18 protein-coding genes are annotated in these 17,197 nt (G+C 48.2%); 9 read left to right on the forward strand and 9 right to left on the reverse strand.

Annotated elements, in window-relative coordinates; all coding sequences use genetic code 11:
• The first annotated feature begins 64 nt into the window (after window positions 1–64).
• Window positions 65–619, forward strand: a complete 555-nt coding sequence (gene ampD, locus ABD744_RS00525; protein WP_344794342.1) for a 1,6-anhydro-N-acetylmuramyl-L-alanine amidase AmpD — start codon at window positions 65–67, stop codon at window positions 617–619.
• Here the strand turns inward: ampD and ABD744_RS00530 are convergent.
• On the reverse strand, window positions 616–1,857 hold the full coding sequence (locus tag ABD744_RS00530; RefSeq protein ID WP_344794344.1) for a multifunctional CCA addition/repair protein: 1,242 nt from the start codon (window positions 1,855–1,857) through the stop codon (window positions 616–618). The genes ampD and ABD744_RS00530 overlap by 4 nt on opposite strands.
• Before the next feature lie 55 nt (window positions 1,858–1,912).
• On the opposite strand from ABD744_RS00530, the gene ABD744_RS00535 reads away from it, so the two are divergent.
• The 4 genes from ABD744_RS00535 to ABD744_RS00550 all read left to right on the forward strand — a co-directional run bounded on the left by ABD744_RS00535 (window position 1,913) and on the right by ABD744_RS00550 (window position 4,774).
• Window positions 1,913–2,104 (forward strand): hypothetical protein, encoded by a 192-nt coding sequence (locus ABD744_RS00535; protein ID WP_344794346.1) that lies wholly within the window; start codon window positions 1,913–1,915, stop codon window positions 2,102–2,104.
• A 135-nt stretch (window positions 2,105–2,239) separates the two neighbouring features.
• A complete protein-coding gene (locus ABD744_RS00540) occupies window positions 2,240–2,719 on the forward strand; it encodes a hypothetical protein (RefSeq protein WP_344794348.1) in 480 nt (159 codons plus the stop codon).
• A 145-nt stretch (window positions 2,720–2,864) separates the two neighbouring features.
• Window positions 2,865–3,485 carry an LPP20 family lipoprotein gene (locus tag ABD744_RS00545; protein WP_344794350.1) on the forward strand — a complete coding sequence of 207 codons (621 nt, stop codon included), beginning with the start codon at window positions 2,865–2,867 and terminating at the stop codon, window positions 3,483–3,485.
• Window positions 3,486–3,568: 83 nt separating this feature from the next.
• Window positions 3,569–4,774, forward strand: coding sequence for a flagellar assembly protein T N-terminal domain-containing protein (locus ABD744_RS00550; RefSeq protein ID WP_344794352.1), 1,206 nt, complete (start codon window positions 3,569–3,571; stop codon window positions 4,772–4,774).
• Between the two features lie 68 nt (window positions 4,775–4,842).
• Here ABD744_RS00550 and ABD744_RS00555 read toward each other — a convergent pair whose 3' ends face one another.
• Window positions 4,843–5,376, reverse strand: a complete 534-nt coding sequence (locus ABD744_RS00555; protein WP_344794354.1) for a DUF4136 domain-containing protein — start codon at window positions 5,374–5,376, stop codon at window positions 4,843–4,845.
• A gap of 133 nt (window positions 5,377–5,509) precedes the next feature.
• Here ABD744_RS00555 and ABD744_RS00560 point away from each other — a divergent pair, with 133 nt between their 5' ends.
• Entirely contained in the window at window positions 5,510–7,153 is a 1,644-nt protein-coding gene (locus ABD744_RS00560) for an alpha-D-glucose phosphate-specific phosphoglucomutase (protein WP_344794356.1), read from the forward strand.
• A gap of 79 nt (window positions 7,154–7,232) precedes the next feature.
• Here the strand turns inward: ABD744_RS00560 and glpE are convergent, their stop codons facing one another.
• Genes glpE through ABD744_RS00595 form a run of 7 tightly spaced genes read right to left on the reverse strand, consistent with a single transcriptional unit; the run spans window position 7,233 to window position 14,457 of the window.
• Entirely contained in the window at window positions 7,233–7,553 is a 321-nt protein-coding gene (gene glpE, locus ABD744_RS00565) for a thiosulfate sulfurtransferase GlpE (RefSeq protein WP_344794358.1), read from the reverse strand.
• A 33-nt stretch (window positions 7,554–7,586) separates the two neighbouring features.
• Window positions 7,587–8,408 carry a symmetrical bis(5'-nucleosyl)-tetraphosphatase gene (locus ABD744_RS00570; RefSeq protein ID WP_344794360.1) on the reverse strand — a complete coding sequence of 274 codons (822 nt, stop codon included), beginning with the start codon at window positions 8,406–8,408 and terminating at the stop codon, window positions 7,587–7,589.
• A gap of 10 nt (window positions 8,409–8,418) precedes the next feature.
• A complete protein-coding gene (apaG, locus tag ABD744_RS00575) occupies window positions 8,419–8,832 on the reverse strand; it encodes a Co2+/Mg2+ efflux protein ApaG (RefSeq protein WP_344794362.1) in 414 nt (137 codons plus the stop codon).
• On the reverse strand, window positions 8,829–9,617 hold the full coding sequence (gene rsmA, locus ABD744_RS00580) for a 16S rRNA (adenine(1518)-N(6)/adenine(1519)-N(6))-dimethyltransferase RsmA (RefSeq protein ID WP_344794364.1): 789 nt from the start codon (window positions 9,615–9,617) through the stop codon (window positions 8,829–8,831). The genes apaG and rsmA overlap by 4 nt, the downstream gene beginning before the upstream one ends.
• 41 nt (window positions 9,618–9,658) lie before the next feature.
• A complete protein-coding gene (gene pdxA, locus ABD744_RS00585; protein WP_344794366.1) occupies window positions 9,659–10,627 on the reverse strand; it encodes a 4-hydroxythreonine-4-phosphate dehydrogenase PdxA in 969 nt (322 codons plus the stop codon).
• Between the two features lie 13 nt (window positions 10,628–10,640).
• Complete coding sequence (locus ABD744_RS00590) at window positions 10,641–11,939, reverse strand: peptidylprolyl isomerase (RefSeq protein ID WP_344794368.1); 1,299 nt, start codon at window positions 11,937–11,939, stop codon at window positions 10,641–10,643.
• Window positions 11,929–14,457: an LPS-assembly protein LptD gene (locus ABD744_RS00595; RefSeq protein WP_344794370.1), complete on the reverse strand. Its 2,529-nt coding sequence runs from the start codon at window positions 14,455–14,457 to the stop codon at window positions 11,929–11,931. Before ABD744_RS00595 ends, ABD744_RS00590 begins: the two co-directional genes overlap by 11 nt.
• Window positions 14,458–14,621: 164 nt before the next feature.
• Here ABD744_RS00595 and ABD744_RS00600 point away from each other — a divergent pair, with 164 nt between their 5' ends.
• The 3 genes from ABD744_RS00600 to djlA are packed head-to-tail and all read left to right on the forward strand — an operon-like array spanning window position 14,622 to window position 17,192.
• Entirely contained in the window at window positions 14,622–15,656 is a 1,035-nt protein-coding gene (locus ABD744_RS00600; RefSeq protein WP_344794372.1) for an aminoglycoside phosphotransferase family protein, read from the forward strand.
• Entirely contained in the window at window positions 15,657–16,391 is a 735-nt protein-coding gene (gene murU / locus ABD744_RS00605; RefSeq protein ID WP_344794374.1) for an N-acetylmuramate alpha-1-phosphate uridylyltransferase MurU, read from the forward strand.
• Complete coding sequence (gene djlA / locus ABD744_RS00610; RefSeq protein WP_344794376.1) at window positions 16,392–17,192, forward strand: co-chaperone DjlA; 801 nt, start codon at window positions 16,392–16,394, stop codon at window positions 17,190–17,192.
• The last annotated feature ends 5 nt before the right edge of the window (window positions 17,193–17,197 follow it).

Raw genomic sequence — 17,197 nt, forward strand, 5'->3', positions numbered from 1 at the left:
CAGCATTTTTGGCCATGGCATGTTAATCTCAAGTTTGTGAAAACAGGCTTGAGATTAATTACTTATGCACATCATCGAAGGTTGGCTGACGTCTGCCGAGCGAATCCCTTCTCCTAATTTTAACGAGCGTCCTGCGCATCGCAGTCCTTCATTGCTTGTTATCCATAATATTAGCTTGCCTCCCGGTCAATATGGCGGTGGCTACGTTGAGCGCTTTTTTCAAAACTCATTAGACAGTACCGAACATCCTTTTTTTGAAGAAATTAAAGCGTTACAGGTCTCGTCCCACTTCTTTATTCGAAGAAACGGCGACATTGTTCAGTTTGTTTCCACCGATGAGCGAGCCTGGCATGCTGGTGTTTCTGAGTTTCAGGGGGAGGATAACTGCAATGATTTTTCGTTGGGCATTGAGTTGGAGGGGACAGACACAGACCCTTATGAACCCGCCCAATACCAATCTTTGACGAAATTGACGAAGGCGCTGATGGCGGCTTACCCGCTCATTACTACAGAGCGTATTGCAGGCCACAGCGATATTGCGCCTGATCGTAAAACCGACCCAGGTCCCGCGTTCAGTTGGGCTGAATATAGGTCGGCCTTGATTAAGAATGAACTCTAAATACGGTCGGGTTTGACGTTAGCTTGTTTGTATTGACGCAGAAGGTCGACACGTTGCCTTGTCAGCTCGTCGCGTATGGCCACGCCTTTCAAACCGGATTTGGCCAGGTTACCGGCATTTACTTGTAGGCAGGCTTGGTAGGCGCCCTGAAGGTAATTGGCCTGGGGGTACGCTCTGTTTTCAAAGCCGGTTCTGCCGCGTGCATCGGCTTCACAACTGGTCAGAAATTGATTAAACCGTTCCGGCTTTCGCCAACAATCCAATTGATTTAGCAGCTTTAAAAGTGTGGACGGTTTCAGTTCAAACACGGTGTGGCACTTGGTGTGTAACTCTCCGACGAGTAGGGCGAGTTCTTTCGGTTTGTTGGGAACTTTCAATCGCTCACACAGCTGTTTGATGAGCGGAAGGCCTTCTTTTTCGTGGCCAATGTGTTTCGGCAAAACGTGTTTTGGGGTGACGGCCTTGCCGAGGTCGTGGGTCAGGGCTGAAAAACGCACTTCCAGCGACTCGGAAAGACCTGCCGCTTGTTCAAGCACCATCATGGTGTGAATGCCGGTGTCGACTTCCGGGTGGTATTCTTTTCGTTGCGGTACACCAAACAAATTGTCAATTTCAGGAAAGATGACTTGAAGGGCGTTGCAGGCTCTAAGTGTTTCAAAATACACCTGAGGAGAGCGCTCACTTAATGCTCTTTCGGTTTCTTTCCAAACTCGTTCAGCGGTTAAGTAGTTGAGCTCGCCAGAACGGGAAAGGGATGTCATCAGTTGCAAGGTTTCTGGTGCAACGGTAAAACCAAGGTGATGAAATCGAGCAGCAAACCGAGCCACACGGAGGACTCTTAGTGGGTCTTCTATGAAGGCTTCGGAGACGTGTCGTAATTGCTTGTTGTTAATGTCCTGTTGACCATTGTACGGATCGACGAGGTTCCCTTTTTCATCGAGCGCCATTGCATTAATGGTCAGGTCTCTTCGTAAGAGATCTTCCTCTAAGGTGACATCCGGTGAAAACTGGCATTCAAACCCTTGATAGCCGTGCCCTTGCTTCTTTTCCATGCGGGCTAAGGCGTGTTCTTCCTGTGTCTCTGGGTGCAGAAATACCGGGAAGTCTTTGCCGACGGATCGGTAGCCGAGTTGCTCCATTTGCTCGGGCGTTGATCCTACGACCACCCAGTCTCGGTCATAACTGGGAATATTGAGTAATTTATCTCGAACTGCGCCGCCGACTAAATAGGTTTTCAAATCTTGCCTCTAAAATAATGGGTACTTGCCGATAGTAATCGAAAGGAGGTGTTTTATGAACAAGCGTATTTCGATTTTACTGCGTTGGTCGATGATTGGCTGCATTGTGTTTGGGTTGTCTGCCTGCGCTTTGGCTGGCCGAGTACTGGAAAACCCGTATGAATTCCCGGACGTTGATGATTACCCGCTTGCGGCGCCAAAGACTCAGCCTGTTTGCATTATACAGCCGTGTGCCAATTATCACTAAGTTTCCGCCAGTATTTGGTCGGGTAGACGGGGTTGGGTTACGGAGGTTAACAATCCTCTATCAAAAAAGAACTCAAGAATCACCATGCGTTGTCGATACTTTGATTAGATACTAACGTTTTCAAGGCCGAAGCTCATGAAACTGCACATGTTATTGATTGCTGCCTCCATTGGACTGGCAGGATGCGAAGTTCATCATATTCATCATTTTAATGAAGATGACCTGGCGGGGTGTAATTGCAATAAACCGAGTGCAGCAGGCTATACTCAAAGCGGTCAGAGTTTGCCTCATGGCTACGGTGAAAACGTAAAGGTGTTGCCGCCCATTTATCAGCCGATACTCCCTTATGGCCAACCTATGGTGCAACAGGCGCCGCCTCAGGTGCAGATGCCTGAATATTATAAATTGACCCCGGTTGATCCCAATAAAGTTCAAGGACAACAGGCTCCGGCGCAGGCCCCTATGTCTTATTCCCCGTATTATCAGCCGCCTGTTCAACCGGTCCAGCAGCCGGTGATGCCTATCCAGATGTCGTCAAACTCTGCCAAGCAAAGTGACGGTAACATCAGGACGTATCTGTTCCAGCCCGCTGGTGGCGTGGTCTATCAATACTGATGAATTAGGCAGTTAGCCGTTGACTTGATAAGGTTCTGAATGTGTTTCAGGCATTGCACTTCGGGCTGAAAATTAACTTGGCATACTATTTGATCAATCTCTTGGCAAAGTCATAAAAGCGGCAATAAATTGTCGGAGGTTTGTCATGAAGATTCTATCTCTCGCTCAAAGCGTGTCTGTGGCCGTAGTGGCCTTGTCTATTTCTGCCTGTTCGAATCATCACTTTTTACAAGGTAATGGTTCGGCAAATAATGCTCCGAAAACAGAAACTCAGATTCAACCTGTGGTTCAGTACATGGATCGCCCGGCGAATTCTCAGCCTCAAGTGATTCGGGTGAAAGGTTATGGGACGATTCAGACCAAGAAAAACCTGAATAAGGCTCAGCAGCACCTTATGGGCATGCGAGCTTCTAAGCTGGATGCCTATCGGGCAATGGCTGAACGGGTTTATGGTACGGCGTTGGAAGGTGGCTCCAGTATTGAAAACCTGATCATGCAAGATGATCGTTTTAAAACGTATGTGGATGCCTTCGTTCATGGGGCCAAGGTGGTGACCAGCGAGAAGAAAAAAGACGGCATCTACGAAACCGTTCTTGAGATGACTCTGGATAAGGAATTTTTTGTTTGTTTGTCGGATGTGAATTATCTCACCGCCAATACCGACTGCCGTTCGCCTCTGCCGCCACAAACTCAAGGTCGTTCCAACTACTATGAGCAAAGTAAGCATATTCGTGCCGGCCATAAGCGCAGTTACTTCTTAGATTGAATGTTGATGGTTCAGTTAGAGATCTCAATGGTTTGAAATCAAGATTCTTATGCCACAGAGCAGTGGTAAGTGAGGGTATGCGGGTGTTAAAGCTAATACTTCGTTGGGTGTCGCTGTCCATGCTGATGGTTTGTACTTCCGTAGCTTGGTCGAAAACTGTGACGGGTGAAGGGCATGCGCAAATTGGCAGCGATGTCGAAAACGCACGAGATCTGGCTTACCGAAGAGCGCTGCGAGATGCATCTTTGCAAGCCAATGTGCGTGTTACCAGTACTGAAATTGCGAACAACGGTTATATTTCCCATGACAACATTCGCATGGAGTCGGCGGCTGAGTTTGGCCAGGTAGAAATCTTAACCGAATCCATTGACGGCAATGTGCTGACGTTAAAAGTTCGGGCAGAAGTGGCTCAGGCCCCTATGTGCACGCCAAGCAAATCGCAAAACTATAATAAGCGGGTGGCCGTACTTGGGTTTAGCCGTGAGAAAATTGATCACGCCACGCTGGGTGGCTTAGACGCCATCGAACGGGAGTTACCCCAGCGGGTTGCGCTGACAATGAGCTCGTATGGCGGATTACGGGTTCAGCCTGCCACTCATATAGGCTTGTATCCGGATGTGACGAATGCCCCTAGCCGCAGTATGCCGGACTATACCGTTGCTGAGTTATCACGCATTGGACGAGACTTGGGGGTGCAGTATGTGATTTCTGGTGTCATTCGGGATATGAGTAATCGGGGGGACTACAAACGGGAGGAGTTGTTGATTCAACCGCTTCTGAATTGGTTCGTAGAGCCGGAGCCACTGACAAGGCGAATGTCGGTCGATGTTTATGTTTATGAGGCGTACAGTGGGGCTTTGGTGCATCGAACGTCTTATTCAGACGAGGGTGACTGGACGGAAAGTGAATTTTCAAAGGCCGGATTTGGCAGTCAGAATTTTTGGAAGACTGATTACGGTTTTGCCGTGGAGCGTGTGATTGCCAACATCAGTGAAGACATGTCGATGCTGATGAACTGCCAGCCGTTTATGGCGGAAATTCTTCAAGCGGAAGGTCAGCAGTTGAGAATTAATGCCGGCGCTCTGGATGGTTTACGGCCTGGGGACACGCTTACTGTGTATCGCACTAAAGAGCATTACGAGCACCCTGTTCGTATCGATGCGTCAATGAACCGGGTGCAAACCACCGTCAAAATCAGCCAGGTGCAGCCACATTTTGCATTTGCAGAAATCACCAGCTCCATTCCTGTGATGCAAATTCAGATGCGCGATATGGTGGTGGCTTGGTAACGGCGTACTTGTTGCGCGCTGGATTAAACAGGTAAATCTCCATGAGAAGATTACCTGCTTTTTAGGAATTATTTACGCTTGTTTTTGTGAGGAAACGGCGTAAATAATTTTTTTACCGCTTGTTGGATTTTCTCTTTAAGGGCCGCGCCTTCCAGCTTCTTTTGTGATTGAGCTGAGTAAGTATTTTTCCAAAACACTTTGTTGGTTTTCAAATCCCGTAAGTGGATTACCAGTGCCCCTTTCAGGAAGTCTTCCATACGGTATTCGGTAAAATCGCCGACCGGAGAGTGAACGGGGCGCACCACCATTTTCTTCTCTTCCTGACGACGAGCATAGAATTCAACGGCAAAGTCGCCACCGGTTTGCGTAAATTGATAACCTTTTGCCTTTAGTTCGCTTTGCACTGCGTCGTAAATGTCTGGCTCAGCATCGCTGGCGTTACCTACGAATTGTTTTGGTTCGATGGAAAAATGTGTTAGCTCTTGATACGCATAACTTTGGTCGGCTTCCAGGTAAGTTTTGTAATTACTCGGTTGAGATGCGCAACCAGCCGCTATAATAATGCTCGTACCCAGTGCAATTGAGTGAAAAAAGTTAGCCAAAATGAGCTCCCTGTTTATTTTTATACGTGTATGGTGGTTGCAGTTTGTCTGACGCACAAAACGTCAGAATAATTAAGAATCAAATAACTATGATAGACTACCACTAATTTTATTATTTTGACGGATTTTTGACATGCATGATTATGGAGTGAAGGAATATTCTACCGTTCCTTATACAGATCAAAAGCCAGGAACGTCGGGCTTAAGAAAAAAAGTGGACGTATTTAAGCAAGAAAATTATCTGGCTAATTTTGTACAAAGCTTTTTGAATGTCATTAAGAAAGATAAGCCTCACTTGCTTGTTGTGGGTGGGGACGGCCGTTATTTTAATCTGGAGGCAATACAAACCATTATCCGGATTGCGGTTGCCAATGAAATTCCGCAATTGTTGATCGCGAAAGGCGGTATTTTGTCAACGCCGGCGGCGTCGCATTGGATTCGTAAGTATCAGGCGGATGCAGGCATCATACTTTCTGCCAGTCACAACCCAGCTGGTGAGGATGGTGACTTTGGCATTAAATTCAATGGCGCAAACGGTGCGCCAGCTCCGGAATCACTGACTGCAGCCGTCTACGAAGAATCAACACAGATTTCTGCTTATCAAACTGCTGATGTGGGTGAGATTGATTTAAATGAAATTCAAGATATTTACCTCAACAAAACGGAATTAATCATTCGTGATGGCGTGGTGGACTATGTTCACCACATGGCCAGTTTGTTTAATTTTGAATCGTTAATGCAAGGGTTTGAGTCCGGAACGTTGTCGATATTGTTTGATGCGATGCATGCCGTGACAGGCCCATATGCACGTCAATTGCTGGTGGATGTGTTGGGGGCGGATAAAACATCGGTGTTTAATGCCTATCCAAAGTTTGATTTTGGTGGCGGTCACCCAGACCCTAATCTTGTGCATGCGGCTGAATTGGTGGCCAAAATGTCAGAGGACGAGGCGCCAGTGTTAGGTGCCGCTTCGGACGGCGATGGTGATCGAAACATCATTCTGGGTAAAAATCAGTTTGTCTCGCCGAGCGACAGCTTGGCTGTCATTCTGGAGCACCATCGTTTGTTGCCTCAGTTTGCAGAGGGTATTTCCGGCGTCGCTCGTTCTATGCCTACCAGTACCGCAGTGGACAGGGTCGCAGCCTCTTTTGGCATTGATTGTTATGAAACCCCGACGGGTTGGAAGTTCTTTGGTAACTTGCTCGATGATGAACGCATTCAGCTCTGCGGAGAAGAGTCTTTCGGCACCGGTTCGGATCACGTCCGAGAAAAAGATGGTTTGTGGGCCGTATTGGCTTGGTTGACCATTGTAAACAGTTTGAAATTACCTGTTTCTGAGATTATGGCCAATCACTGGGCCCGTTATGGTCGGTCTTACTATTGTCGATACGACTTTGAAGGCATCAACAGTGACAGTGCGAATCATTTGATGGCGGCGTTGAATGAAAGTCTGACTTCTTTAGCCGGTCAGGATTTTGGGCAGTATCGGGTTGAGCGGGCTGATAATTTCTCATATTCGGACCCGGTGGATGGCAGTGTAAGTGCGAATCAAGGTGTTCGGGTGTATTTTACCGATGGCTCAAGAGTCGTGTACCGTTTATCGGGCACTGGGACGGTCGGGGCAACGCTTCGGGTCTATCTGGAGCAATATACGGCCGCCGATGGTGACCTGACCGGGGATGCAGCGTCAGTGACGAAGTCTTTGGCGGAAGTGGCCCTGATCATTGCCAAGGTAGAGGAATTAACGGGGCGCAGTGAACCTGACGTGATTACTTAAATACTGTTTTACTGACATTAAAAAGGCAGCTTCATCGCTGCCTTTTTTGTATTTCAATCTTTTGTCTTTTTCTAATGGATTACTGATTGTTGGTAGTGTGCTCCGGATAAAGTACTCGCCAATGTTCGAAGCCTCCGTCCATGCTGTAGCAGCGCTCAAACCCTTGTTCATGAAGGTAGGCAGCGGCTGGTTGGCTGGAGTTGCCGTGGTAGCAATAAACAATCAGGGGTTTAGACATGTCCGCTGCGCTGATCAGTTCTTGAATATTGCTGTTATCGAGCAACGTGGCTTCTGGGATGTGTGAGAGTTGAAAGCTGCCAGGGTCACGAATATCGACAATACGAGCTTCCTCGTTTTCCAACAGGTTTTTTGCAGCTTCAGGGGAAATTCGCTCGAACATGAATCATCTCTTTCTGTGTGTTTAAGTAATAACTTAGCTGATGGTTTTATGGGTTGCACAGCTTAAACTGAAAATTTGTTGGTCTTCCAGTCGCATTGCTGTCAAGGCGCCGCCCCAAACGCAGCCGGTGTCTAGGCCAAAAACTCGCTTGGATTGAGTGTTGCCCTGAAGGGCTGCCCAATGGCCAAAGACAATTCTTTTATCTTTCATCTTTCGCTCTTCAAAGCTGAACCAGGGCTGGAAACCATCGGGCCAGTTGTCGGCAGTTTCTTTGGTTTTTAGTTCTAAGGTGCCGTCAGCGGTACAAAATCGCATGCGAGTCAGGTAATTGGTGATCAGCCGCCAACGATCCGGACCTTCCAGTTCTTTGCTCCATTGGTCGGGTGTGTCGCCATACATGTGGTCGAAAAAAGTTTGTCGTTGATCGCTTTGTAAAACGTCTTCGACTTCTCGGCTGTACTTGAGTGCTTTTTTGAGTGACCAAATAGGCGGAATACCAGCGTGAACCATAGTGAACTTGAGTTGTTTACAATGGTGAACAAGTGGCTGATGGCAAAGCCAATCGATCAGTTCGTCACAGTCATGGGCATTCAGGATGTCAACAATGGAGCCTTTCGCTTTTTTGATGCCATGGGCACACGCGGCCAGGTGTAAATCGTGATTGCCCAACACCGTGATTGCTGACGAACCAAGTGACTTAATAAATCTCAGTGTTTCAAGAGACTTGGGCCCCCGGTTCACTAAGTCACCGGCCAGCCAGAGTGTGTCTGATGCCGGATCAAAGGCAATTAACTCCAGTAGGCTTTGAAGTTCGTCGTAACAGCCCTGAATATCCCCAATGGCGTAAGTGCTCATAGCAAATTTATTAGTGAATTAATGAAGGGTTGGACAAACGGAAGGGGGCGATGGTGACGTTAAATTCATCGCCGTCAGCACTCTTCATAACATAGTGGCCTTGCATACTCCCCACAGGTGTCGCTAATGAGGTTCCGCTGGTGTAAGAGAAATGCTGGCCGGGCGCCAGGGTGGGTTGTTTGCCAACCACACCGACGCCTTCTACTTCGTGTATCTGTTCATTGGCGTCCATGATGTGCCAATAACGGGAGAGTAACTGGGTGGTTTGCGTCCCTTTGTTTTTAATGGTCACAGTGTAAGAAAAAATGTAGCGTTCTTTCTGAGGCTCAGAGCGTTCCGGAAGGTATTCGGTATCCACCCAGATCTCAATGCCGCTTTCTGTGTGAACGTTATTTGCCTGGGGCTTTTGATTGAAGTTGCTCATGAGACAGCGTCACTGATCTTTACGTATTGTTCAACCGTCAGGGTTTCCGGGCGGGCAGACGGGTCGATTCCCAGCGCTTCAAGTTGCTCGCTGGTGACAGTTCCTTTCAGCGTGTTTCGGAGTGTTTTACGGCGCATGCTGAAAGCTTGTCGAACCACTTTCTCCAGTGTTTTAATGTTTTTGGCCGGAAAAGGCAGCGTTTGATAGGGCACCATTCTGACCACCGCAGAGTCTACTTTGGGGACCGGGTGGAAAGAGCCGGGTTTGACCACAAACAGCGGCTGAACCTGACAGTAATACTGAACCATGATGCTGAGGCGGCCATAGTTGCTGTCTCTCGGGCCTGCGCCAAGGCGGTTGACGACCTCTTTTTGCAGCATGAAGTGCATATCTTTGATGTGTTCGTGGTAGCTGAGCAAATGGAAAATCAGTGGTGTTGAAATGTTGTAAGGCAAGTTGCCAACGACTTTTAACGGCGTGCCTTTTACCAGCTCGCCAAAGTCGTATTGCAGTGCATCGCCTTGGTGTATCTTGAAATCCGGATAATGATTAAATTTGGATTCTAATATTGGAATCAGATCCCGATCCAGCTCGACCACGTTCAGTTTGCCTTCAGTGGCTTTTAGTACGCCTTCGGTAATGGCGCCTTGTCCGGGGCCAATTTCAACCACGTTATCACCAGGTTTTGCTGCGACGGCGGCCAGAATGTTATCAATCACGTGGTGGTCATGAAGAAAGTTTTGGCCAAAGCGCTTTCGAGCGCGATGCTGATGATCTGACGACATGTAAAAATCCTAAATACCAAGAAAAAAGTTGAGCCGGGAGTCTATGCAGAGGCTTTTGTGTGTCTGCGGGCCATGGCCATTTTATAACCGTAATCAATGGCGGTCAGCAGGCTGCCGTTATCGGCCAGGCCTTTGCCTGCTAAATCCAGAGCAGTACCGTGATCCACTGAAGTTCGAATGATAGGCAAACCCAGGGTAATATTCGCAGCGTTCCCGAAACCTTTGTACTTTAACACAGGAAGGCCCTGATCGTGATACATCGCCAGAACCGCATCGGCATTTTTTAGATACTTATCGGTAAACAATGTATCGGCGGGTAACGGTCCGGTTAAGCGAATGCCGGCTTGTCTGAGCTGTTCTAACGTTGGCTCGATGATTTCGATTTCTTCACGCCCCATGTGACCGCTTTCACCGGCGTGTGGGTTCAAACCACAGACGTAGATGTGTGGTTGTTCAATGCCAAAGAACTGTTTTAAATCCTGATTGGTGATTGAGATGATTTCGGTCAGCAGCTCGGGTGTGATCTGATCGGCTACGTCTCTCAACGGCACGTGGGTGGTTGCTAAAGTGACTTTCAATCCTTCCGTTGCGAGCATCATGACCACTTTCTTGCTTTTGGTCAGCGCTTCAAGAAACTCGGTGTGACCGGAAAAGGCAATGCCAGCATCGTTGATCACGCTTTTTTGAACAGGCGCTGTGACCATTCCGTCGTACTCACCAGAGAGGCAGAGGTTGGCAGCGTGGGTTAGTGTGTCCAATACATACTGGGCATTGGCTGAATTGAGCACGCCGTATTCGGCCTTGGTATTCAACCCGATATGGTGGAACTTCAAGCGGCCAGAGTAGTGCTCAGTGTCTATGTTTGCCTGATTTAATAACCAGTCCTGATCACCCACCAAAGTCAGTGATAATTCAGGATATTTGTCAAACAAAGCGTCAAAAGGGAGCTGAGCGGATAATTCAGGTCCGATGCCTGCCGGTTCACCGGTGGTAATGGCTAAGTTGATCATCCGCAAGGGCTCCTTAAAGTTTTATTTCTGTGTAGGCGTCGTCTTTCAGTTCTTGCAGCCAGTTTTGCAATTCGTCCTGAAACTTTCGTTTACGGAGGTAGTTTTTAGCAATGGCTTTTTGGTACTGAGACGCCATGTTTTCGTCCTTCCGGCCTAAGACTTGGAGTATGTGCCAGCCGAATTGGCTTTCAAAAGGTTTACTGACTTCATCAATGGCCGTGTTGTTCATGGTTTTTGCGAAGCTTGGCACCAGTTCTTCACCGCTCATCCAGCCTAAGTCGCCACCGTTCACGGCCGAACCCGTATCGTCAGTCTTAGAGCGGGCTAAATTGGCAAAATCGGCGCCGTCCATAATCTGCTGGTAAAGATCTTCCGCGATCAACCTTGCCTGGTTGGTGTCACGAATGATGTTGGGTTTGATCAGAATATGACGCACATGGGTTTTATTGATGATGAAGTTATCTCCGCCGCGCTTATCAAGTAACTTTAAAACGTGAAAGCCAATGTCACTTTTGATCAGCTGACTGAATTCACCTTTTTCCAGATTGGATAAAGGTTCATCAAACAAACTCGGGATGTTTTGAATTTTTGCCCAATCGGATCGGCCTGCCTGATACTGGCTAAACTTTTTGGTTGCAGTTTCAAAGCTGTTGCCTTCTTTTTTCCAGAAGTTCATTACTTTAATGGCTTCTTTACGCTTTTCTGCAACCACTTCCGGAGCAGCGCTTGCTGAAACAGGGATTGTGATGTGCGCGATCTGGTACTCGGGTGAAATCTTTTCTTTGCCTTCGTCGGACTCCAAAAAGGCTTTTACTTCCTGATCGGTAATTTTAATTCGACGGTTAACCTGGTTTTGGCGAACGCGGGAAATGATCATTTCACGCTTGATTTGAGCACGAGCGCTGGCGTAGTTGGTGCCTTCTTCTTCCAGAGCGGTTTTGAATTGCTCTATGGTCATGCCACTTTTCTGAGCGATGTTCGCAACGGACTGGTTGAGTTCCTGGTCACTGATTCGAATCCCGGCCCGCTGTGCTAACTGAAGCTGAAGTTCTTCAAGGACTAATTGCTCAATGATTTGCTGGGTTAAGACGTGCTCGGGAGGCAAAGGCCTGCCGGCGTCAAGAATCTGTAGCTTGACCACGTCAATGCGTTCTTTTACTTCACTCTCCATGATGATGTCATTGTTAATCTGGGCTGCCACTCGATCCAGTGATTGCTTTGCCGCCCAGGAGGGAGCAGACGTTAAGCCACATAATAATACGGAAGCGATAAGTCCCTGTTTGATGGGCGAAGTAAATAGCTTAGTAATCATAAAGTGTCCGTTGGTTAATGCCTTCAATGAGTTCAGTCAGGAGATCATCGTTTGATCCGCCGAAGCCAGACAGTCCTTTCAGTTCAATCATTAAGAAAATACCGCTGTCAAACTCATCTCGTTGTTCAGTAATGCCGTTTGAAATACGATCCTCGGCGTCGCCCGTGTAGAAACGGCGATAGACCAGAGAGGTTCTCCAGCAACAGCTGTTGTATTCAAAGCCGTTCAGGACGTCCGAAGTACGGTCCAAAGTGAGGTCATACTCCCAGCGGTGTAACAGTCTCCAAAAGGGTGAGACTTGCCAAACGCCGGAAAATTCCAAAAACTCTTCGCGCGGGGCCAGACCATCTTTTTTCTCGTTGTATCGCACGGTGGCTACGTGTTCGTTCCCTGGACGCCATAATAGCGCGTGACTGCTGCGCTCTGTTTGGTCAAGCCGGTCACTCCATTCAAAGTCGAACTGATACGTCCAGGCTTTGAACGGGTTGTATCGAATTTCAGCTATGTAATTTGACATGTCGTAGTCGTTGTCGGTGTTGCTTTTGACATCGTCGTGATTGTAGGTCAGATCTATTTTCCGGTCTTTCAGATAAAGAATGGTACCGGCACGAGCCACCAGTGACTGAGTGCCGTTGTTGTCGATGAAGCGCGATGTCAGACCCATACTGACTTGAGAGGTGTCGCCAATCCGGTCACCGCCGGTAAAGCGATTTGGTTCAAACAGTTGGTTGAACGTTAAGTCCGCCCTGGCCGCATCAAATACAGGGATGTCCCCTTGATCCTGATACGGGATGTAGCTGTACATTACTTGCGGTTCCAGGGTTTGTGTTAATGAATTGCCGAAGAACTCAAAAGGCCGCTCCAGGAACAAACCGCCGCTTAAATGCGCCGCCGGTAAGGTTAGGTCTTTTTCGGAATCAAAGCTGTTTTCGTCAAAGCCGTTAAGTTTGTATTGCTTGTTGTAAACCGTGACGCCGGGCGTTAAATACCCCCAAGACTTTCGTTTATTGTAGTTTAAAGTCATTTCTGAGCTGGTTCGAAACGCCGAGCTGACGGTCACCGATTGCTCGGCGGCTGATAAGCTTTCATTGGAGGCGGCTCGGTCAAAATAGGTGGCGTTCACTGTAAACGATGGCTGCCAAGGACCGAACTCATACCAGTTGCCGGTAAGAAATAAATCCGGCATTTGTTTGTACTGATTGGATGAAATTTCGTCTTCGTCGGTGATCTGATAACTGCGGAATTGTCCGGAAAAGGCCAGGTTTTCACCGGCCCAGCTGGTTTTCACGATTTGATCGACGGTACCTTCAACGGATCGAGTCAAAATGCCATCGAAGTCTCCTTTGTAGTCATCGTCGCTGACCCGGTTGAAATCCACTTCGGTTTTCCAGTCGTTGATTTTGCCTAAGTGATCAAAGTGCACCGACCAGCGGTCTTCGCCTGTGGATTCACCGGTAATTTCCCGGATGTCTTCTTCCGGATAATCTTTGTCATCGTTAAGAAAACCACCGTTGAGCCGGTTTTCACTCCACGCATTCATATAGCGGAATTCCGCTTCCAGCATGGCGCCCCGGTTTTCAAAGTACCTTGGCGTAATGGTCGCGTCGTAATTCGGAGCCAGGTTAAGATAGAAGGGGGTACTTAACGAACTTTCACCTTGGCTAAGCTCGAAAGAAGGTCTTAAGAAACCGGTTTTTCTGCGGTCATCGAGCGGGAAGTTCATCCAGGGAATATAGAGCACCGGTACATCCTGTACTTTTAGCTTGATGTGCGATGCTTCCCCCCAACCTTCGGTGAAGTCCAGCTCGATGTCTTCGGCTTCCATTTTCCAGGCGTTGCTGTTGGGCTCGCAAAACGTTATGTAGCCGCTGTCGAGTTCGACGTATTGGCTGTCATCCAGGAAATCGAAATCCATGTGGTTGGATTGGCCCCGGAGGTGCGCATCGGCTACCGCAAATAATGCATTGGACACCGATCCGCTTTCTTCCACCAGGTTAACTTCCGCTTGATCGCCCAGCAGTTTTAAGCCCGAGTTATCAATTAAGACGTTGCCGAATAACGATGCCTGGTTGGTGTTTTTGTTGTAACACGCAAAGTCTGATGTTGTTTGATTGCCTTCCTGAGTGATGGTGACATTGCCGTCAAACTGGCTGGTGTTGGCTTGTGTAGAGCCTTTGGCTGCGTCGGCCTCAATGGCAATGGGCGCGTCTTTTTTCAGTGTTTGCTGAAGACCCCGACCCACATAAAACCCGTCGCACCGGTCGGATGCTTTGGCTTTTAATGCTTCGGGCAGATCTTCTTTTTTTACCCAACCCAGTTGATCAGCATAAGCCAGAATGTCGTTAAATTCTCTGGGTGTGAGCGTTTGATTGGGCGAACAAAACCCATCATCCTGAGCATGGGACGGAAGACTGAAGGTGGTGGCACAGCCGGATAAAAACAGAGCAGAAAACTTCTTAGTCCACGGGTGTGCTGGCTTACGTTTGCTAGGTTGAGTATGGTTCGTTCGAATCTTCATATAAAGGATGATAAAGTGCTTTTGATGGCCAGCTTGGAAATTGTTTGGTCAGAGATTCTATACTGAATTACGGCAGGCTCCAATTCGCAGAGCGGATTATTTTGGATTTATTGCCGCAGGTGACTTAAAACGTTATTTCCATGGGTATTTAGAGGTTGATCTGGATGTTGACAAATGAAGCTTTGGATTGGCTGCAACAGAGTTTGGCGTATCTGGCCGTACAAGGGGCGCCGGAAGTGAACTCCGTTGTGGGGGATGCCAGCAGTCGGGCCTATTTCAGAGTTCACCTAGGCAAGCGCAGTTTCATTTTTTGCCTGAGTTCAGACGTAGACAGTAACAAACGCTTCAGAGAGGTATCTGCCGCTTTGGAGCAGGTTGGGGTGATGGCGCCGTTGGTGTTTGCTTTCGATGATGAACGTGGCTACATGCTGATGTCCGATATGGGGGATACGTTGCTCAGCGACGTTTATGAAATGAATGTGCACCGGCAACCTAAGGCCATTATTCATCGTGCATTAACTGACTTAATTCGTTTGGCGCAGATTCCTGATCCACTTTTGACATTAACCGGAAGTTACGACGGTGCTTTGTTAGCGCGTGATTTTGGTTTGTTTGAACACTGGTGTCTTGATCAATTCCTAGGCTTAGAACTTTCAGGCGAACAGCAGCAGGTCTTGGTGACGCTGGCGTCTTTGCTGGCTAAAGGGTTTGAGTGTCAGCCTCAGGTCTGGGTACACCGGGATTTTCATTGCCGGAACTTGATGCTGACCGATGACGATGTTGCCATGATTGATTTTCAGGACATGGTCAAAGGTCCAGTTTGTTATGATTTGATTTCGATCGTATATGACGCGTACTGGCAGTTGCCACATGACCAGCAGGCTGCATTAATTTCCGACTATTATCAGCAGCTGATGCAGTCAGGGATTCTGGGTGACGAAGTGGGTGTTACGTTGTTTCAGTCCTGGGTGGCGCAGACAGCGATGCAGCGGCTTTTAAAAATACTGGGAATATTTTGTCGGTTGGCCCTTCGGGATGGCAAACAGCAGTATTTATCCGATTTACCGTTGGTGATAAAACATGTGGATGACGTGATCGCTCATAATCTGGATCTGTGGCCTGAGGGGGTTGTTGAATTGTGGAATGAAACGATCCAACCGGCATTGAAAGCAAAATTAGTAAGTGAGACGTCCCACTAGATGATAAACCAACCTTCTGATTCATCGGTTTATGCCATGATTTTAGCCGCAGGCAAAGGCACCCGAATGCGACCGTTAACGGATGACTGTCCTAAGCCCTTATTGAAAGTGGCTGGCTTGCCTTTGATTGAGCATCATTTGAGAAAACTGAAACGGGCGGGTGTGACCCATGTTGTGGTGAATTGCGCGTATCTGGCTGAAAAAGTGGAGGCCTATATTCATCAGCGTCCGGACGATGGCCTTGATATTTACTGCGTGAATGAAGGGCAAGAACCGTTGGAAACGGCTGGGGGGATTGTGAATGCTTTGCCGCAGTTAGGAGAGCGGCCTTTTATTGTTGTGAATGGTGACGTCTGGACGGATTTTGATTATCGGTTACTGGTGCAGGCTGCTGAGGCCCTTATCGTTTCGGATCGGCTGGGCGAATTGGTGCTGGTCAATAATCCCGTGCACAACCCGGCCGGTGACTTCGCAGTGGAGTCCTCTGTATTGCGAAATAAGTCAGAGAGCAATGATCACTACACCTTCAGTGGCTTAAGTGTCTTCAAACCTCAACTGTTCCGATCCCTGAGCCGAGACAGCGGTGCACTTGGCCCAATGCTCAGATCCTGGGCGAATCAATCCTTGCTTTCTGCTTCTGTGTATCCTGGTTATTGGTTGGACGTTGGTACACCCGAGCGTTTAATTGCCTTGGAGGACCGTATCGCTGGCTCGCTTGTCAATGATGAGACATAAATGATCAAGTGGTTCGGTCTTATTATCGGGGGACTGATGGGCAACACCTTCGGGGTGGTTGCTTTGATCATAGGGTCGTTGCTCGGTTATGTGTTCGGTGTTTGGTTGGAAAAGGCACGAGATCCGCTGACCAAATACCGATGTTATTTCGCGCGAGACAATGAGGCCTTCCGGCATTTATTACATCAATCGACTTTTTTGATGATGGGCTACCTGGCCAAAGCCGACGGTGCCGTGAGCAAACGGGAAATTGACATGGCGGAAGCTGTGTTTGATTCGTTTCGGCTCGACGAACGGGCGCGTAAAGATGCCATTCGCTTATTCAGTGAAGGTAAACAGCCCGATTTCCAGTTGAACGCGATATTGGACCCCTTGTCGTCTGTGGCGAAAAAACACCGAGGGTTACTTCGCATTTTTCTTGAAATTCAAGCCCGCATTGTGATCGCAGATGGCAACCTGGCATCGGGTACCGGGAAGGCTTTCCTTCATATTGCCAAACGTTTGGGGTTTTCCGCGCGGGCTGCGAATACTATTCTGAAGCAAGTAAAAGCGAGTCTGTATCAACCGACCAAGGTTGCTAAGTCGCTGGAGACGCAATATTCCATTTTAGGTGTCGCGTCTGGCTGCACAGAGCAAGAACTCAAACTGGCTTATCGACGGGCCATGTCGGCCCATCACCCGGATAAGTTACAAAGTGCGGGCGCTACCGATGAGATGGTTCAGGCTGCAACAGCGCAGTCACAAACTATTCAGGAAGCTTACAACACCATATTGGCTTCGCGAAACGGCAGTCACAAGTAGGGCGA

It is taken from the genome of Litoribacillus peritrichatus, from assembly GCF_039537985.1.
Classification (GTDB): domain Bacteria; phylum Pseudomonadota; class Gammaproteobacteria; order Pseudomonadales; family Litoribrevibacteraceae; genus Litoribacillus; species Litoribacillus peritrichatus.